We start from the raw sequence: 16259 nt of genomic DNA, 5'->3' as shown, positions 1-16259 counted from the left end.
AAATGCCCACAGTAAGTAAGCAAATTAGGGCTTGTTAGTTTCGCCTGATGGGCCTTTTCGGCATGCGGCTGCGTTTGCCATCGAAAAAGGCTAATACTCTGAACCAATAGAGTGATTCTTCATAACCTAGGCTATACGTTGGGCGTGCAGGCGGGATGAGCCCCAGTTTGCGTCCTAGGCTGACAATCACGTAGAACGTGAGTTTTAATGTCAGCCAAGGAGCGAGTACCAAGAATACCATCAGGCAATGCCGGGTAAGTGCGTGGCCTACGCCATGAGATTGTTCGAGTAGGGCAATGCCAATACACCAGCCAAGTCCTGCCAGCATGGCTATTGGAAAGGTAATGGGGGCGAGTCGCATCATAAATTGCATGTTAATGCCCTCCTGTGTTGTGCTGTGAAGGGTGCTCAAAGTTCACCAGTGGTTCGATCACATCAGCCACGGTTTGATGGGCAATACGGCGCTCTTCAAAGTAATCGTGGCGGTCGTAGATACCCTCAACGCCTTTTAGCTTATGGTTAAGACAGCGTTCGGCCACATTGCCTGCAATGCCCAAAGAGGCGGCAAGGCTGCGAAAGGTCCGGCGCAGATCGTGTACGGTGAAGTGTTCAAGTTTGCCCATCTTATTGGGAGGCTGTTTTTTGCGCCCTGGCTCGCGACCAAAGAGTTTAGAAATGGCGCGGTTTAGCGTATCTGGCCCCATATGTGGCCGATGGCTTGCTCGTCTGGCTGGAAAAACATAAGGCGAGCCACAAGCGCGGACTTGCAGCTCGTTAAACCAGGCAATGGCTTGGCGCGGTAAGGGGATGCTAATGGGCACGCCGGTTTTGCTGCGTTCTTTGGGCAGATCCCACACGCCTGTGGTTAAATCCATTTCACGCCACATGGCTTCGCACAATTCGCTTTTGCGCACGCCCAACACCAAAAACAGACAGCAAGCGAGGTAGTTGTCGCGGCCAAAGCTATTGATATGGGTATGAAACACGCTAAAAGCGTAGTGAATTTCCTCTTTGCTGAGCATCCTGTCTTTACTGGACTCTACGCCACCAGCATCATCCACGGTAAATGCTGCGGCTGGGTTGTTCAGGGTTAAGTCGAGCTTTATCGCATGTCGAAACAGCTGCTTCATGTACATCAAGGTATCGTTGGCAATGGTAGGGCGGTTACTTTCTCGAATGCGCTCTAATACTTCGCGTACGTCACGTGCAGTTACCTCAGCAATACACTTAATGCCAATGACAGGGCTTATGTCTTTGGTGTAAACCCGATACGGGATCTTGGGATGCTTTAGTCGTCGACTCAGATCGGTTCGATACCAGTCATGGAACAGTTGATCCACGGTTTCAATGTCAGGTAACTCGATTTTCTGTTTTTCCAGAAGAGGATCTATGCCGTCACGTACTTCCTTTCGAAAATAAGCGGCGGCAATTCGAGCGTCTGCCAACGACATTAAAGGAAATTGCCCCAAGGTTGCTTCTCGTCTTCCTTTGGCTGTGGTGTAGCGGATCATCCAATAAGGCGAGCCCTGTTTGCGGACGCAAAAGTAGAGGCCTTCACCATCTGAATATTTTTTGGGGTCGGCTTTGCTGTATGCAATAACCTGTTTTGCTGTGAGTTTTCCCATGTTTACTCCATAGTTGCTGAAATAATGGAGGGGGCAATAATGGCTGCCCACCACCGATTTGCTTATTGAATCAGCAGCTAACCTGTTGTGGTGGCGAGTTAAATGCGAAAATTGGGTAACTTACTGCCCACCAATTTGCTCACCGCAAAATGCTTATTGAGCAAAAATGAGGGGACTGCCCACCATTCTGCCCACCACTAAACAGGTAGTTGGTAACGGACATCTGCAAACCGATTTGGACGGAAAAAAATAAAAAAGCCCTGTATTTTCAATGCTCTTCACAAGGTAATACAGGGCTTCTAAGACATTCTTGGACGGGTAACTTTCTACCTAGGAACCTATTCGATGTTTTGGATCTGCTCTCTCATCTGCTCGATGAGTACTTTCAGCTCCACACCGGAGGCGGTGATATCGGTTGAGATGGATTTCGAAGCCAAGGTGTTCGATTCACGGTTGAACTCTTGCATCATGAAATCGAGTTTACGGCCACACGAGCCACCTTTTTTCAACACTTCACGCGCTTCTTTGACATGAGAGTCGAGGCGATCCAGCTCTTCGGCTACATCCGATTTTTGTGCCAGCAGGATCAGTTCTTGCTCTACGCGGCTTGCATCAAGCTCGATTTTCGCCTCTTCAAATTTGCTGAACAGACGCTCGCGTTGCCATTCCAGAATTTCTGGCATGCGTGCGCGTACTTTGACCACTTCGGCGCTGATCGCATCCAAACGTTGCTCAATCAGCGCTTTCATATTGTCGCCTTCTCGGCCACGCGCGGCGATAAATTCGTCCACGCCTTCATCAAACGCACTGAGCAGTGCTTGGTTGATGGCGTCCATATCCTGCTCAGGCGTTTCCATCACGCCCGGCCACTGCATCACTTGGAATGGGTTAATGCGGCTGAGTTCACCGGTCATGTGCATGATCTGGTTAGCGGCATTAATCACTTGCTGGGCGAGTCCTTGATTGATGGTGAGGTGGCTTTGCGCGGCTGGATTCGCTTCAAAGCGCAAATGACACTCGATCTTACCGCGTGACAGGCGCTGACGAAAACGCTCGCGCAGCAGTGGTTCTAAACCACGGAACTGCTCAGGCAGGCGGAAGTACGTTTCTAAATAGCGTTGGTTAACCGAGCGAATTTCCCACACGGCGCTGCCCCAATCGCCTTTGACTTCTTTGCGTGCGTACGCAGTCATGCTGTAAATCATCAGGATGTCCTTTGCTTTCATCTCTTTGTGACTGGCGCTAATAGTAGCAAAGCGGGTAAAACGGCGCTACCGCGCTGAATTTGTTATACCCAAACAACTTGGAGTTGCAGGTAGGGTATATCGACGGCCATCTTGACGCTGCAGCACCAAGTAGTTGGGGTATTGCCTAGCGCCTATAGGGGCTTTGGGCTATAATCCTGCCCCAACCGAATTGATACAGCCACAAGAAGGTCGAGACCCTATGCGTCCAGATAACCGCGCTGCGGACCAAGTTCGCCCCATCAAAATCACCCGCAACTACACTGCGTACGCAGAAGGCTCGGTGTTGGTGGAATTTGGCAACACCAAAGTGTTGTGTAATGCCAGCATTGAAGAAGGTGTGCCACGTTGGTTAAAAGGCCAAGGTAAAGGCTGGGTGACGGCGGAATACGGCATGTTGCCGCGTGCAACCCATTCACGCACGCGCCGTGAAGCGACCAATGGTAAGCAAGGCGGTCGTACCATGGAAATCCAGCGTCTGATCGCGCGCAGCCTACGTGCTGTGGTGGATCTGGAAGCGATGGGTGAAATCATGATCACCGTTGATTGTGATGTGATTCAAGCCGATGGCGGCACGCGTACCGCTTCGATTACCGGTGCAAGCGTGGCACTGGCCGATGCTTTTGCCCATCTGATTGCTAAAGGCCAACTGAAGAAGAACCCGATGAAAGGCCATGTGGCTGCGGTTTCGGTTGGTATCCTAGGTGAAGATGTGCTGTGCGATCTGGAATATGTCGAAGATTCTGCCGCTGATACGGATATGAACGTGGTGATGACCGAAGAAGGCAAGATGATTGAAATTCAAGGCACTGCTGAAGGTGAGCCGTTCAGTCATGAGCAGTTGCTGGAATTGCTGGCTGTCGCGAAAAAAGGCATTGCCGATATTGTCGCAGTGCAGAAGGCATCGTTGTTAGATTGATTAAGTAGCTCCCAATTGGGGGCTATTTTTTTGCCTAGGAAATCCCTTTTTGGACGATGCCTGATCCTCATCGCCTTCTAGGGGGAGTTAGCTTTAAGTGTGATGGCTCTTTTAGGGGCGCTAGCCTTAAAACACCTCCCCCTTTTAGGGGGAGGTTGGGAGGGGGTAGATCACGAGCAGATGCGTTTGTTGCTGGTAACCCCACCCTGACCCTCCCCTAGAAGGGGAGGGGAAAAATACAACCCTACTCAAGAAGGGGGGAGCACAGAACACCCCCCTCTTCTAAAAAGAGACGGAACAATGTTTGAATTTCTCCCTGTGGGGAGGAAGTAAGTCCAAGTGTATGAGTTAAGAGAGAGAAATGATGAAAGCTTACCAGCGTGAATTTATTGAGTTTGCCCTAGAAAAACAGGTGCTGAAGTTTGGCGAATTTACTTTGAAATCAGGCCGTAAAAGTCCTTATTTCTTTAACGCTGGTCTGTTTAATACTGGCCGAGATTTAGCGCGCTTGGGCCGTTTTTACGCGGCAGCGTTAGTCGATTCTGGTATTGAGTTTGATGTGCTGTTCGGCCCCGCTTACAAGGGCATTCCGATTGCTACCACCACAGCAGTAGCACTTGCGGATCACCACGATGTGGATACGCCTTACTGCTTTAACCGCAAAGAGGCCAAAGATCATGGCGAAGGCGGTAATCTGGTGGGCAGTAAGTTAGAAGGTCGCGTGATGCTGGTGGATGATGTGATCACTGCCGGTACGGCAATTCGTGAATCGATGGAGCTTATCCAAGCCAACAAGGCTGATTTAGCCGGCGTGCTGGTCGCGATCGATCGCCAAGAGAAAGGCAAGGGCGAACTGTCTGCGATTCAAGAAGTGGAACGTGATTTCGGCTGTGCGGTGATTTCGATTGTGAGCCTGACCGATCTCATCACCTATCTTGAACAGCAAGGTAACAACACTGAGCATCTAGAGGCGGTGAAAGCGTATCGCGCGCAGTACGGCATTTAAGCGCATTCATCCAACTAAGCCTAAAACGAAAAAAACAGCCTCAAAATGAGGCTGTTTTTCTAGCATTAAGCTCAAGAACAAAACGCTTAGCTTTGATCGCCATGATGGGAGTTGTCGTAAATCTCTCGTCCATCACGCTGAGTTTTCAGCAACGACAAGTTCCACATGTACTGTTCCGGCTGTGGCGTGACCAGTGCTTCAATCGCACGGTTCATCGCCAGTGCATCGGCTTCTTCATCGCCGGTTGGAAAGTTTTGCAGCGCAGGCAAAATGTGCACTTCATAACGGCCTGAGTCACTGTTGTAGCATGACATCAAAGGCACCACGTGCGCTTTGCACAGCTTAGCCATTTTGCCAAACCCTTTGAGCGTGGCTTTTTCGGTAGCAAAAAACGGTACAAACACGGAGTTTTGCGGGCCGTGATCTTCATCCGGCACCCAGTAGCCAACATAGCCGGATTGAATGGAACGCAAGAAAGGTTTGATGCCCGATTCACGAGTGAAAATACGGCCACCATACTGCATGCGTTGGACGTGCATTAGCCAATCGGCAATCGGGTTGCGCTGCGGTTTCATGATGTTGGCGACTTTGTAGCCGCGTGCAGCCAGCATGACGGCGGCGTAATCAATGGCCCAAGAGTGTGGGACTAACAAAATCACGCGCTCACCGCTATCTAGCAGCGGCAGCAAGTTCTCTTCGCCAATCAGTTCGCCCCGTGCGTTGTTGTAGCGGGTCGAGCGCACCAACAGCTCTGAATAACCGAGCATAAACTGCGAGGCTTTCACAAACGTATCGTGCAGGATCTGCTCGCGCTCTTGCTCGCTTTTCTCTGGAAAACAGTAGGCGAGGTTAACCCGAGCGCGGCGCACTACTCGGCCATTTTTCTTAATGATCAATGGCACTAAGGGCTTGGCTAATCGATCTCGTATGCGCCATGGAATAAAGGCCAACAGTGCCGCGAACGCGATGCCGATCCAAGTGCCCCAGTGTTTAGGGTGCAGATAGCGCCACTCAAATTGCGGGTTATGTAGATGGCGTGCAATGCCGTTGTCTTGATCGCTCACAAATTCACCTTTACTGATAGCGCGAGTTGGTCAGTTCGTAGTCCGGCAAGGATTTGAAGCGTTTGTGCAGCCACATCCATTGCTCGGGGGCGCGCAGTATAATCTCTTCGACAAATTTATTCATGTAAGCTGCGGCAGCGGTTTCATCTTTTTGCGGGTAGTCCGCTTCAATCGATTTATCAGCCATGATCTCATAGCGCCCTTGCGCGTTACGGAAACCGGATCCAATCACAATCGCGCAGTGGCTGGTATAAGCCAAAATACTGGTGCCGGTTGTGGTGCAAGCTTCTTCTACTGCAAAGAAAGGCACAAACACCGATTTGTTGTGGCCGTAGTCCTGATCCGGTAGATAGAATACTCGCTCGCCTTGGCGTAGCACGCGGATCATCTGCTTGATATCGGTTCGGTTGATAAGCTTATTGCCGTTACGTGTGCGACCACGGTACTGAATGAACTCATAGGCAGGATTACTGTGCGGACGATACACGCCATAGCCGCCGATGCCTAGTACACCAAAAGCACGCGCGGTGATTTCCAGATTCAGCGCATGTACGCAACACAACAAAACCCCTTTGCCTGCTTCGGCGTGTTGGCGCATTGCGTGAGTATCTTTATCAATCAAAATGCGTTTAAAGCGCCAGGTTGGCCAGAACCAAGTGACGCCAGTTTCAATCAGGGCCGCACCGGTATTTTTGAAGTTTTCTAAGACAAACGCATCGATCTCGCTTTGGCTCATGGTTGGAAAGGCGAGTTCCAGATTGCGTCTGGCGATGTGGACACGTTTTTGACCAAAGCGCATCGAAAATTGGCCTAAACCGCGGCCGATTTTTAGCAGCAAAGGATAAGGCAGCAGGTTAACCAGCAGGGCGAGTAGGCCAAAACCAAGCCAGACTCCCCAGTATTTTGGGTGCAATAAAGAGAAGGAGAATTCAGGTTTGCTGTATTTATCTTGACTCATTGTACTCACTTAATCTGTGCACTTAGCAGCGCCCAGTATTCATCAAAATTCGCGGTTGGCAGGTATTTGAAATCAGAACGCACAAAGCGATTCAAGCTGCCTTCCACCTGACCGAGCAGCTGCGCGGCGAGGATATTTTCATCAACCGGGAAGGATTTCCCTTCACGGAGTTTACGTTCACGCAGAATTTGACGCAAAGAGGTTTCAATCCGTTCAAACAACTGATTGATGCGATCGCGTAAGCGCTCATTTTCAAACATCAAAGCATGTCCCGAGAGAATGCGTGTCAAGCCTGGGTTACGTTCGGCAAAGGCGAGCAGCAGTTGCATCACTAAACGAATGCGATTGAGTGTATCTTTTTCTTCATCAAAGATGCGGTTGATACGCGACATCAAGGATTCTTCAATAAACTCAATCAAGCCTTCAAACATACGAGCTTTGCTCGGGAAATGGCGATACAGCGCGGCTTCGGACACGCCAACTTGCTTAGCGAGTTTTGCGGTGGTGATGCGTGAAGCCCCGTCATGGGATTCCAGCATCTCGGCAAGAGCTTGCAGGATTTCTTCGCGTCGATTGATTTTTTTATTGCCGGCCATGCCCCGTTTTTCCTTTTGGTTATCACTGCTGATGAACAACAACTACGCCGCAGACTAAGCGCCTGCGACAAAGATGAAACCTTTGAAGTGTAACTAAGCTCAGAGGTTGTTCGAAGCGTGTTGATAAAAATGGTTGAAGTAGGTGGCGAAAATAACGCCTACATTTGCTCATGAATCAAATGCATTACTGCGCTAGCGAGCGCATCTTTACTGGTTAAAGGTAGGCTGTGTTGCCCTTCTTTCCAGAATAGGGTCAAGGCATTGTCATTGCTGTTAAAGCCTTGGCCAGCAATCGAGACGTCGTTGGCGCAGATCATATCCAGATTCTTGCGCACGAGCTTGCTACGCGCATAGGTCTCGACATCTTGCGTTTCTGCCGCAAAGCCAACGGTAAACGGTCGATTCTCAGTCAGAGCCGCAACGGACGCCACGATATCGGGATTTTTCACCATCTCAATGGTCAATGTGTCGTTATCACGGCTCTTTTTGATCTTCTGCTCGGCCACGGTTTGTGGACGATAGTCGGCTACCGCGGCGCACGCGATAAAGATCTGGTGTGAGGTTGCCTCTTTCATCACTGCGCTGTGCATTTCTAATCCACTTTGCACATCAATGCGATTGACGCCTACCGGCGTTGGCAGATGCACCGGCCCGCTGACCAGCGTGACGTCAGCGCCGAGCTGCGCGGCGGCTTTGGCGAGCGCAAAGCCCATTTTGCCTGAGCTGTGGTTGGTGATATAGCGTACTGGGTCGAGCGCTTCACGAGTTGGGCCTGCGGTGATCAGCACGCGTTTACCGAGCAGAATTTTCGGGGCGAAGAAGTTTTCACAGTGCGCCACTAATTCCATCGGCTCCAACATACGACCTGGGCCGACATCTCCACAGGCTTGTTCGCCAGCCGCAGGACCCCAAGTCAGATAACCACGGCGGATCAGCGTTTGTAGATTTTCTTGGGTCGCGATATTGCGATACATCTGCTGATTCATGGCCGGAGCAATCGCTACTGGTGCGCTGGTGGCCAGAATGAGCGTGGTGAGCAAATCATTGCCCATGCCTGCGGCCATGCGCGCGATGAGATCGGCAGTCGCTGGTGCCAGCAGCACCAAATCGGCCCATTTAGCGAGCTCAATATGCCCCATTGAGGCTTCTGCCGCAGGGTCAAGCAAGCTATCCGACACGGGACGTCCGGAAACGGCCTGCATGGTCAGCGGAGTAATGAATTCTTTGGCGGCGTGGGTCATCACCACTTGCACGGTTGCGCCGCGCTCCACCAATCGACGAGTCAATTCTGCACACTTATACGCTGCGATACCGCCACTGATACCGAGCAGAATCTTTTTGCCTGCCAATGATTGCATTTGGGATCCCTCAAAAAATCTGCGCGCTATGTTAGCACAGCTCTTAATAAATGTCGGAGTGGTGTCAATCTTGTCTTTTTCTTGAACTGGTCAAGCTGCAAATCATCGGTCATTTCACAGACTATAGACCATGGATATGCGATAAGTTCTTCACAATCCTAACAATAATAAAAGGGAATCTTATGCTGTCTTCTCTACGAAGCCGTACCAAATTACTGCTATTGACGGTCATTCCTCTGATCGTCATTACCGCCTTGGTCATGGCGGTGAATTATCAGAGTGGGTTATCTACCTTACAAAAAGAGCTAGAAAACTACCGCACCGATCTGATTGATGCCAAGAAAAAAGAGCTGCAAGCCTATCTCATGATGGGGGTGACTGCGGTGAAACCTTTATATGAGAGTGATAAAGCCGGTGAAAACCAAGCGCAAGCCAAACAAATCCTCAAAGCGATGCGTTTTGACAGCGATGGCTATTTCTTTGCTTACGACTCACAAGGGGTCAATACCCTACATGCGATTAAGCCTGAATTAGAAGGCAAAAACCTCTACGGCATGAAAGATGAAAATGGTGTGGCGGTGATTGCTGGCTTAATTGATGCCTCGAAAATGGGCGATGGATTCCTCTATTTCTCTTGGCACAAACCGACGATTAATGCTCAAGCGCCGAAACTGGGTTATGCCGAATACCTACCGAAATGGGATTGGGTATTGGGGACGGGCATCTATATTGATGATGTCGATACCCAAGTGGCAGAGTTTCGCGCGCAGCGCGAGGCGGATCTCTACGATCAAATGATCTCCGCGATTGGGCTTTCGGTTGTCGGTTTGGTGTTCACTATTATTGCGGTGAGTGTTTTGGTGTCTCGCGGCATTGCACCACTGCAACATGTGGTGAGCTCATTACAGGCGGTCGCTGCGGGTGGCGGCGATTTAACCGCGCGAATTAAAGTTGAGAGCCAAGATGAGATTGGCGATGTGGCGAAAGCGTTTAACGCCTTTATGGATAAGCTGCATCCGCTCATGACCGATATCCGCGCCTCGGCCAATACGGTCGAAGCGGCTGCGCAGGAGTTGGATCAACAAACCTCGCAAGCCAGCCATAAGATGGACGGTCACTGTTTAGAGACCGATAAAGTTGTCGCGGCGGTGACTGAAATGAGCGCCACGGCGCGCGAAGTGGCGAGCAACACTTACTCGACCGCGCAAGCGATTGAGTCGGCTAACAGCCAAATTGCTGTCGCGCAGAAAGAGGTGAATCTGGCGATTGATGGGATTGGTGAGTTGGTCAACGAAGTGAACCAAACCTCTGCCGCGGTCGGCGATCTCAGCCAACAGGCGGCGAAGATCACCCAAGTGCTGAAAGTGATTGGTGATATTGCTGAGCAAACCAATTTACTGGCACTGAATGCGGCGATTGAAGCGGCGCGAGCGGGTGAACAGGGGCGCGGCTTTGCTGTGGTGGCCGATGAAGTACGCTCACTGGCGAGTCGTACTCAAAATAGCACCAAAGAGATTGGTGAAATGCTCAATGCGTTGCATCAAGGGGTCAGTAAAGCGGTGCAGAGCATGAACATCAGCCAAGAGCGTGGTGAGAAAACCGCGCTGGAATCGGTGCAGATTAAAGAGAGCTTAGCGGGGATCTCCAAAGCAGTAAGCCTAATTCATGATATGGGCATTCAGACGGCTTCTGCGGCTGAGCAGCAAAGCGCCGTAGCAGAAGACATCAACCAAAATCTGGTCGCGATTCAGCAGATCGTCAATGAACTCAGTGAAAGCTTTAAACAGACCGAAAGCGTGAGCGCAAGTTTGTCCCATTCTGGGCAACAGATGGGCACTTTGGTTGGGCATTTTAAGCTTTAATCAACAGTGAAATTGCATCGCCGCTTGAGGTGATTCGAAACTTGAGAAGGGCCGCTTGCGGCCCTTCCTTTTCTCTGGCTTGAGTAAACAAAACCGACGCCGAGAAAAGAGATGAGTCTGAAAGAGTTACCCACCGAATCGATGCCGCGCGAAAAATTGCTGCAACGCGGCCCGCAATCATTAAGTGATGCGGAATTGTTGGCGATTTTCCTACGTACAGGCACGCATGGTATGAATGTGCTCGCCTTGGCGGATCTGCTGCTGCGCGATTTTGGATCGCTGCGCGCACTGTTTTGTGCCTCCAAGGAGCAGTTTTGTCGCCACAAAGGGTTGGGCGAAGCCAAATTTGTTCAATTACAAGCGGTATTGGAGATGACGCAGCGTTATCTCGCTGAAACCCTAAAGCGCGGTGATGCGCTCACTAGTCCGCAGCAAACCAAACTCTATTTATCGAGCGTGCTGCGCGATCGCCAGCGAGAAGCCTTCTATATATTGTTTTTGGATAACCAACATCGTGTGATTCGCGATGAGATTTTATTTGAAGGGACGATTGATGCGGCGAGCGTTTACCCACGAGAAGTGGTTAAGCGGGCGCTACACCATAATGCCGCTGCGGTAATACTGGCGCACAACCATCCTTCTGGGGTTGCTGAACCGAGTCAAGCCGATCGAAGGATCACCGATCGCCTACGTGATGCACTCGGTTTGGTTGAGATTCGCGTGCTGGATCATTTTGTTGTCGGTGATGGCGAAGTGGTCTCTTTTGCTGAACGCGGCTGGATATAGTCAACACTTATGGTTTGCGGCATTTTTAAGCTTGTGAGTTAGCGAGAATCTGCTAATATGCCCCGACATTTTTTAACCCTGATTCAGCTCGCACCGTAAAAAGATCAGCAAATCCTGCGAAAAGGATCTGTTCGGGTCTTGAGCAATGTGCGGCAAGTTAGTATAATGCGCGACCTTTGATAGCCTTGTATGGATATTCCATAACGGTTTTTAACCTCAACTTCTGATTTTGGAAAGAGAGAGGTTCGGCCACCAAGGTTGATATCGAGCTGAAACGATTTGGAGAAGACATTCATGTCACGAGTATGCCAAGTAACTGGTAAGCGTCCTGCAGTTGGTAACAACCGCTCACACGCAAAAAATGCTACTAAGCGTCGTTTTCTGCCGAACCTACAAACTCATCGTTTCTGGGTAGAGAGCGAAAAACGTTTTGTTAAACTACGTCTAACTGCTAAAGGTATGCGTATTATCGATAAGAAAGGCATCGATGCTGTTCTTGTAGATATGCGTGCACGTGGCGAAAACGTTTAAGAGGAATTGAGCAATGGCTAAAGGCATTCGCGAAAAAATCCGCCTAGTATCATCTGCAGGTACAGGTCACTTCTACACCACTGATAAGAACAAGCGCAATATGCCTGGCAAGTTCGAGATCAAGAAATATGATCCTGTAGTTCGCCAGCACGTTGTGTACAAAGAAGCAAAAATCAAGTAATTGATTTAGCTCTTGTTTACAGTGTTGTAAAAAAACCCAGCCTTTGGTTGGGTTTTTTTCTGCCTGTTATTTGGGTTTTGGCTGCCAATAACAGAAAGGCCAAGGTATAGAGCTCCTCTTATACTCAAACTACTTGGTGTTGCAGCTTCAAGTAGCAAGGGGATGACTAGGATCTCACTAAGCACTTTGTTAATCTCAAAACGTTTGCTTATCGCAAGGAGTGATTATGCGCGTTTCTCCCAATCGACGTCGCCGTTGGAACAACATTCTGATTTTGTCTGTAATTGCTTTTATCGCGGTGATTAATCTGCCGACCGTGATTAAAAGCTATTTATTGCCCGATCCGGCGAGCCAGTTTCCAAGCTTACTGAGAGCGGACGCCACCTTACAGGCGTTGCATTTCCCTGCGTTTTCATTAGAAAAAAGCCGCGAAGAGTGGCAGTCGGAGCCTGAGTTGAGTGTTGATGGGCAAGAATTAGTGCAGCGTTGGCATGCACTCACTGGGACAGAAGTGGATGAGGCGACGTATCGCGCCCTGCAACCAACGTTGCCAAACGCACAAACGATAGAAGTGTGGTATGCCGATCGCGAAGAGCCACAAAGGATCACCTTCTATCAAACCCCACAATTTTGGTTGCTAAAAAACTGGCAAGATCGTTGGATTGCGGTCTCGGCCGAAGCGAGTTATCTATTCCCTGCGCCATTGTAAGAGGTTGTCATGCCTGAATTACCTGAAGTTGAAGTCAGCCGTTTAGGGATCTCCCCACATTTGGTCGGCGGCACCATTCAATCCTTAGTGTTACGTACGCCCAAGTTGCGCTGGCCGATCCCTCAAGAGCTGAAACAGCTTGAAGGGCAGACTATTCTCGCGATTCATCGCCGCGCTAAATATCTGATTATTGAAACCGCCGTCGGCAGTGCGATTGTGCATTTAGGTATGTCTGGCTCACTGCGTATTTTGGATGGCGATTTTCCTGCTGCGAAACACGATCATGTGGATCTGGTGATGACCAGCGGCAAACGGCTGCGCTATAACGATCCGCGTCGCTTCGGGGCTTGGTTATGGTGTGCGCCTGATGAGAGCCATGAAGTGCTCGGGCGTTTGGGGCCTGAGCCTCTGACCGAAGCTTTTAACGCTGAATATATGATGGACAAAGCGCGCAACAAACGCATTGCAGTCAAAGCTTTCATCATGGACAACGCCGCAGTCGTGGGGGTGGGGAATATCTATGCCAATGAATCGCTGTTTACATCACGCCTCCATCCACTGCGCCCCGCTCATTCGCTGAGCTTAGAGGAGTGGCAAACCTTAGTGGCGAACATCAAACAAGTATTGCAAGTGGCGATTAAGCAAGGCGGCACCACGCTGAAAGATTTTACCCAAAGCGATGGTAAGCCGGGTTATTTCGCGCAAGAGCTGCAAGTGTATGGCAAAGCCAAACAGCCTTGCCCCCATTGTGGAGAGCCGATTTGCGAGCAGAAAATTGCTCAGCGCAATACCTTTTTCTGCCCGCAGTGCCAGCATTGATATACCCAAACGACTTAGAGTTGCAGGTAGCCAACACAGCTGCAGCTTCAAGTAGGAAGGAGATTGAGGGGTGCGAGCTTGCATCCCTTTGAAGCGCTAGATTTTTTTCTTTTGATGTAGAGCGTTAGCGACAATAGTGGGCACAAACTCATCCACATTGCCGCCGTGGATCGCCACTTCCCGGACTAAGGTTGATGAGATAAACGCGTGCTCTTCGGCGGGCGTTAAAAACACACTCTCTAAGCCCGGCATTAAACGGCGATACATATTGGTGAGACCAAATTCGTATTCAAAATCGACTGTGGTACGCAAGCCGCGGATCAAGACATTCGCTTTTTCGGCTTTGGCAAAATCAACTAACAATCCGGAAAAGCCTTTCGCGCTGACGTTATCCAGATGAGAGGTGACATGGCGCGCGAACTCGACCCGTTCTTCGAGCGTGAACAGAGTGTTTTTACTCGGACTGGCGGCCACGGCGATGATCACTTCATCAAACATTTGCGCGGCGCGCTCAATCAGATCCAGATGACCGTTAGTGATGGGGTCAAAAGTGCCGGGGTAAATCACTCGGGAAAGACGTTTTTGGCTCACAATCCGTTACTCATCAATCAGGGAAGTGGCCTCATCCTAACAAAAAGCCTCACATTTACCTATGAAGTCGGTATGATGAGCACGCAAAATTTCACACCTTATCGAGCACAATGAAAAAGTTACTGGTTATTCGCAACGATAAAATTGGCGATTTTATGCTGGCTTGGCCAAGTTTCGCTATGCTGAAAGCTTCTCTGCCGGATTGTCATATCACCGCGCTGGTGCCGAAATACACCGCCGCACTGGCAGAACTTTGTCCATGGATTGACGCGGTGATTATCGACCCCGGCCAACAGGCGGATAAAGCGCAGCATAAGCAGTTGGTGCAAAGCTTAAAAGCGCAGCAGTTTGATGCTTCTATTAACCTGTTTTCGACCATGTATAACGCGCTCTTAGTGTGGAAAGCACGCATTCCTTACCGTTTAGCGCCCGCGACCAAATTGGCGCAGATTTTCTATCAGCACCGCATTAAGCAAAAGCGCTCGCAATCAGCCAAGCCGGAATACGAATACAATCTTGATTTGGTACGTGCCTTTTTGCGTGATATCGGCCAGCCGATTATTGAACCAAACGCACCGTATCTGACCTTTCCTGCTGAGCAGTTGGCGGCGCAGCGTATCAAACTCGCTGAGCAGCTAGAGCTTAATCCGGCTAAGGCGTGGCTTTTTGTTCATGCTGGCAGTGGCGGCTCCGCGAATAATCTCTCTTTGGCGCAATACTGTGAGTTAGTGACAGGCGTGATGGATGAGCACAAACAAGTGGTACTCACCGCAGGACCTGGCGAAGAAGAGAAAGCGGCGCAATTGCAAAGCTTACTTGCTGAGCAAGGAGTGCCTGCAGCCTTGTACGCCAAAAATGACGGGCTGGTGGATTTCACTCGCTCGCTGGCGTGCGCGCAGCTTTTCATTGCGGGCTCGACAGGGCCTTTGCATATCGCAGCAGCCTTGGATGTGCCGACGGTCGGATTCTTCCCAGCCAAGCGTTCAGCAACACCACTGCGCTGGCGACCACTCAACTCGCAAGGTAAGCACATCGCTTTTTGCCCGCCACCTGCAGATGATAAAGCAAACCAAGAGAACATGAGTCGGATTGATATGAAGAGCGTATTGACTGAGCTTACGCCTTGGCTGCGTAGTGTGCAGCTTTAATCATTAAAAAGGGAGCTGCGGCTCCCTTTGTCTTTCTTACTTTACTCGATAGATATCGGCTTAGCGTTTGTAGTGCTCGTCATTATCCCGTGCCCACAAATCAGCGTATTTCACAAAGGTGGAGTGTGCAGAGAGCAGTGCAATTAAAAATCCCTGTTTTCCATCTAAAAAACCGCGCTTGAGCAGATACATTTTCAAAAAGCAGCCCACAGCATGGAGGATGCCTTGAGAAAGGGTGGCCTTTTTGCCTTTCGCTTGACGTTGATCCGCCCACGCTTTGGCGTAACCCGCGGATTTCACCAGATAATGATGCACATCGTTATAGGTGTAGTGAATCGCATCGCCCGCTAAAGTTTCGACTTTCATGCTTGGCTCAACGTGCACCTTTTCATGCACTAATGCGTCATTGTAGCGAGTCAGTTGAGTTGGGTAGAGGCGCAGTACGCGATCGGGGTACCAACCGCTATGACGGATAAAACGGCCAAACACCCAACTGAGACGTGCAAATTGATACAAGGTATCCGGCTTATTAGCGGCAACGGCTTGCAAAATGCTCTGCTTGAGATCAGGAGTCACTCGCTCATCGGCATCCAGCCACAGCACATAATCCGATTGGACATAAGATTGGGCCTGTTGGCGCTGTGGGCCAAAGCCCGGCCACTTCGCATTCACGTAAAATTTTTCAGTGTAACGGCGCGCGACCTGCTCGGTTTCATCGTTACTGCCAGAATCGAGCACCACGATCTCATCGACCCAGTCGTACACGGTTTGTAAGCACTCATCCAGATGACGCGCTTCATTTTTTACTATCAATGCGACAGCAAGCGTTGGTTTACTCACGAAAAATCCTCGTTACGAATAA

General features: G+C 50.1%; 19 protein-coding genes. 10 read left to right on the top strand and 9 right to left on the bottom strand.

Annotated elements, in window-relative coordinates:
- Positions 1-34: 34 nt before the first annotated feature.
- From R4537_RS17895 to R4537_RS17885, 3 genes are all read right to left on the bottom strand, one after another.
- Complete coding sequence (locus R4537_RS17895) at positions 35-373, bottom strand: hypothetical protein (RefSeq protein WP_071178155.1); 339 nt, start codon at positions 371-373, stop codon at positions 35-37.
- A gap of 1 nt (position 374) precedes the next feature.
- Complete coding sequence (locus R4537_RS17890; RefSeq protein ID WP_054823113.1) at positions 375-1625, bottom strand: tyrosine-type recombinase/integrase; 1251 nt, start codon at positions 1623-1625, stop codon at positions 375-377.
- Positions 1626-1963: 338 nt separating this feature from the next.
- Positions 1964-2830 (bottom strand): YicC/YloC family endoribonuclease, encoded by an 867-nt coding sequence (locus R4537_RS17885; protein ID WP_071178156.1) that lies wholly within the window; start codon positions 2828-2830, stop codon positions 1964-1966.
- Between the two features lie 241 nt (positions 2831-3071).
- Between R4537_RS17885 and rph the strand changes: the two genes are divergently transcribed.
- Both rph and pyrE read left to right on the top strand, forming a co-directional pair.
- On the top strand, positions 3072-3788 hold the full coding sequence (gene rph / locus R4537_RS17880) for a ribonuclease PH (RefSeq protein WP_032481519.1): 717 nt from the start codon (positions 3072-3074) through the stop codon (positions 3786-3788).
- Between the two features lie 364 nt (positions 3789-4152).
- Positions 4153-4794: an orotate phosphoribosyltransferase gene (pyrE, locus tag R4537_RS17875; RefSeq protein ID WP_001924404.1), complete on the top strand. Its 642-nt coding sequence runs from the start codon at positions 4153-4155 to the stop codon at positions 4792-4794.
- Between the two features lie 86 nt (positions 4795-4880).
- Here pyrE and lpxN read toward each other — a convergent pair whose 3' ends face one another.
- From lpxN to slmA, 3 genes are read right to left on the bottom strand one after another with little or no spacing between them, the layout of a single operon-like run.
- Positions 4881-5858, bottom strand: coding sequence for a lipid A biosynthesis myristoyltransferase LpxN (gene lpxN, locus R4537_RS17870; RefSeq protein WP_071178157.1), 978 nt, complete (start codon positions 5856-5858; stop codon positions 4881-4883).
- A 10-nt stretch (positions 5859-5868) separates the two neighbouring features.
- Positions 5869-6816, bottom strand: a complete 948-nt coding sequence (gene lpxL / locus R4537_RS17865; RefSeq protein WP_071178158.1) for an LpxL/LpxP family Kdo(2)-lipid IV(A) lauroyl/palmitoleoyl acyltransferase — start codon at positions 6814-6816, stop codon at positions 5869-5871.
- Positions 6817-6821: 5 nt separating this feature from the next.
- Positions 6822-7412 carry a nucleoid occlusion factor SlmA gene (gene slmA / locus R4537_RS17860; RefSeq protein WP_000918348.1) on the bottom strand — a complete coding sequence of 197 codons (591 nt, stop codon included), beginning with the start codon at positions 7410-7412 and terminating at the stop codon, positions 6822-6824.
- Between slmA and R4537_RS17855 the strand changes: the two genes are divergently transcribed.
- A complete protein-coding gene (locus R4537_RS17855; RefSeq protein WP_001889830.1) occupies positions 7368-7505 on the top strand; it encodes a hypothetical protein in 138 nt (45 codons plus the stop codon). The genes slmA and R4537_RS17855 overlap by 45 nt on opposite strands.
- A gap of 65 nt (positions 7506-7570) precedes the next feature.
- Here R4537_RS17855 and coaBC read toward each other — a convergent pair whose 3' ends face one another.
- Positions 7571-8770 (bottom strand): bifunctional phosphopantothenoylcysteine decarboxylase/phosphopantothenate--cysteine ligase CoaBC, encoded by a 1200-nt coding sequence (gene coaBC, locus R4537_RS17850; RefSeq protein WP_071178159.1) that lies wholly within the window; start codon positions 8768-8770, stop codon positions 7571-7573.
- Between the two features lie 182 nt (positions 8771-8952).
- Between coaBC and R4537_RS17845 the strand changes: the two genes are divergently transcribed.
- From R4537_RS17845 to mutM, 6 genes are all read left to right on the top strand, one after another.
- Positions 8953-10632, top strand: coding sequence for a methyl-accepting chemotaxis protein (locus tag R4537_RS17845; RefSeq protein ID WP_042988059.1), 1680 nt, complete (start codon positions 8953-8955; stop codon positions 10630-10632).
- Positions 10633-10743: 111 nt separating this feature from the next.
- Entirely contained in the window at positions 10744-11418 is a 675-nt protein-coding gene (gene radC / locus R4537_RS17840; RefSeq protein ID WP_000053459.1) for a RadC family protein, read from the top strand.
- A 294-nt stretch (positions 11419-11712) separates the two neighbouring features.
- The gene (rpmB, locus tag R4537_RS17835; protein WP_000091951.1) at positions 11713-11949 is read left to right on the top strand and encodes a 50S ribosomal protein L28; all 237 of its coding nucleotides are present in this window, start codon (positions 11713-11715) and stop codon (positions 11947-11949) included.
- A gap of 13 nt (positions 11950-11962) precedes the next feature.
- Positions 11963-12130: a 50S ribosomal protein L33 gene (gene rpmG, locus R4537_RS17830; RefSeq protein WP_001051801.1), complete on the top strand. Its 168-nt coding sequence runs from the start codon at positions 11963-11965 to the stop codon at positions 12128-12130.
- A 226-nt stretch (positions 12131-12356) separates the two neighbouring features.
- A complete protein-coding gene (locus R4537_RS17825) occupies positions 12357-12839 on the top strand; it encodes a hypothetical protein (protein ID WP_033931555.1) in 483 nt (160 codons plus the stop codon).
- Between the two features lie 9 nt (positions 12840-12848).
- Positions 12849-13658 carry a bifunctional DNA-formamidopyrimidine glycosylase/DNA-(apurinic or apyrimidinic site) lyase gene (mutM, locus tag R4537_RS17820; RefSeq protein WP_001114646.1) on the top strand — a complete coding sequence of 270 codons (810 nt, stop codon included), beginning with the start codon at positions 12849-12851 and terminating at the stop codon, positions 13656-13658.
- Between the two features lie 96 nt (positions 13659-13754).
- Here mutM and coaD read toward each other — a convergent pair whose 3' ends face one another.
- Positions 13755-14249 carry a pantetheine-phosphate adenylyltransferase gene (gene coaD, locus R4537_RS17815; protein ID WP_000078886.1) on the bottom strand — a complete coding sequence of 165 codons (495 nt, stop codon included), beginning with the start codon at positions 14247-14249 and terminating at the stop codon, positions 13755-13757.
- Between the two features lie 110 nt (positions 14250-14359).
- Here coaD and R4537_RS17810 point away from each other — a divergent pair, with 110 nt between their 5' ends.
- Complete coding sequence (locus tag R4537_RS17810; RefSeq protein WP_071178160.1) at positions 14360-15397, top strand: glycosyltransferase family 9 protein; 1038 nt, start codon at positions 14360-14362, stop codon at positions 15395-15397.
- 60 nt (positions 15398-15457) lie between these two features.
- On the opposite strand, the gene R4537_RS17805 is transcribed toward R4537_RS17810, so the two are convergent.
- A complete protein-coding gene (locus R4537_RS17805; protein WP_071178161.1) occupies positions 15458-16237 on the bottom strand; it encodes a glycosyltransferase family 2 protein in 780 nt (259 codons plus the stop codon).
- Positions 16238-16259: the final 22 nt, after the last annotated feature.

Source organism: Vibrio paracholerae (assembly GCF_037672085.1).
Lineage (GTDB): Bacteria > Pseudomonadota > Gammaproteobacteria > Enterobacterales > Vibrionaceae > Vibrio > Vibrio cholerae.
This window is presented reverse-complemented; position numbering and strand designations above follow the sequence as displayed.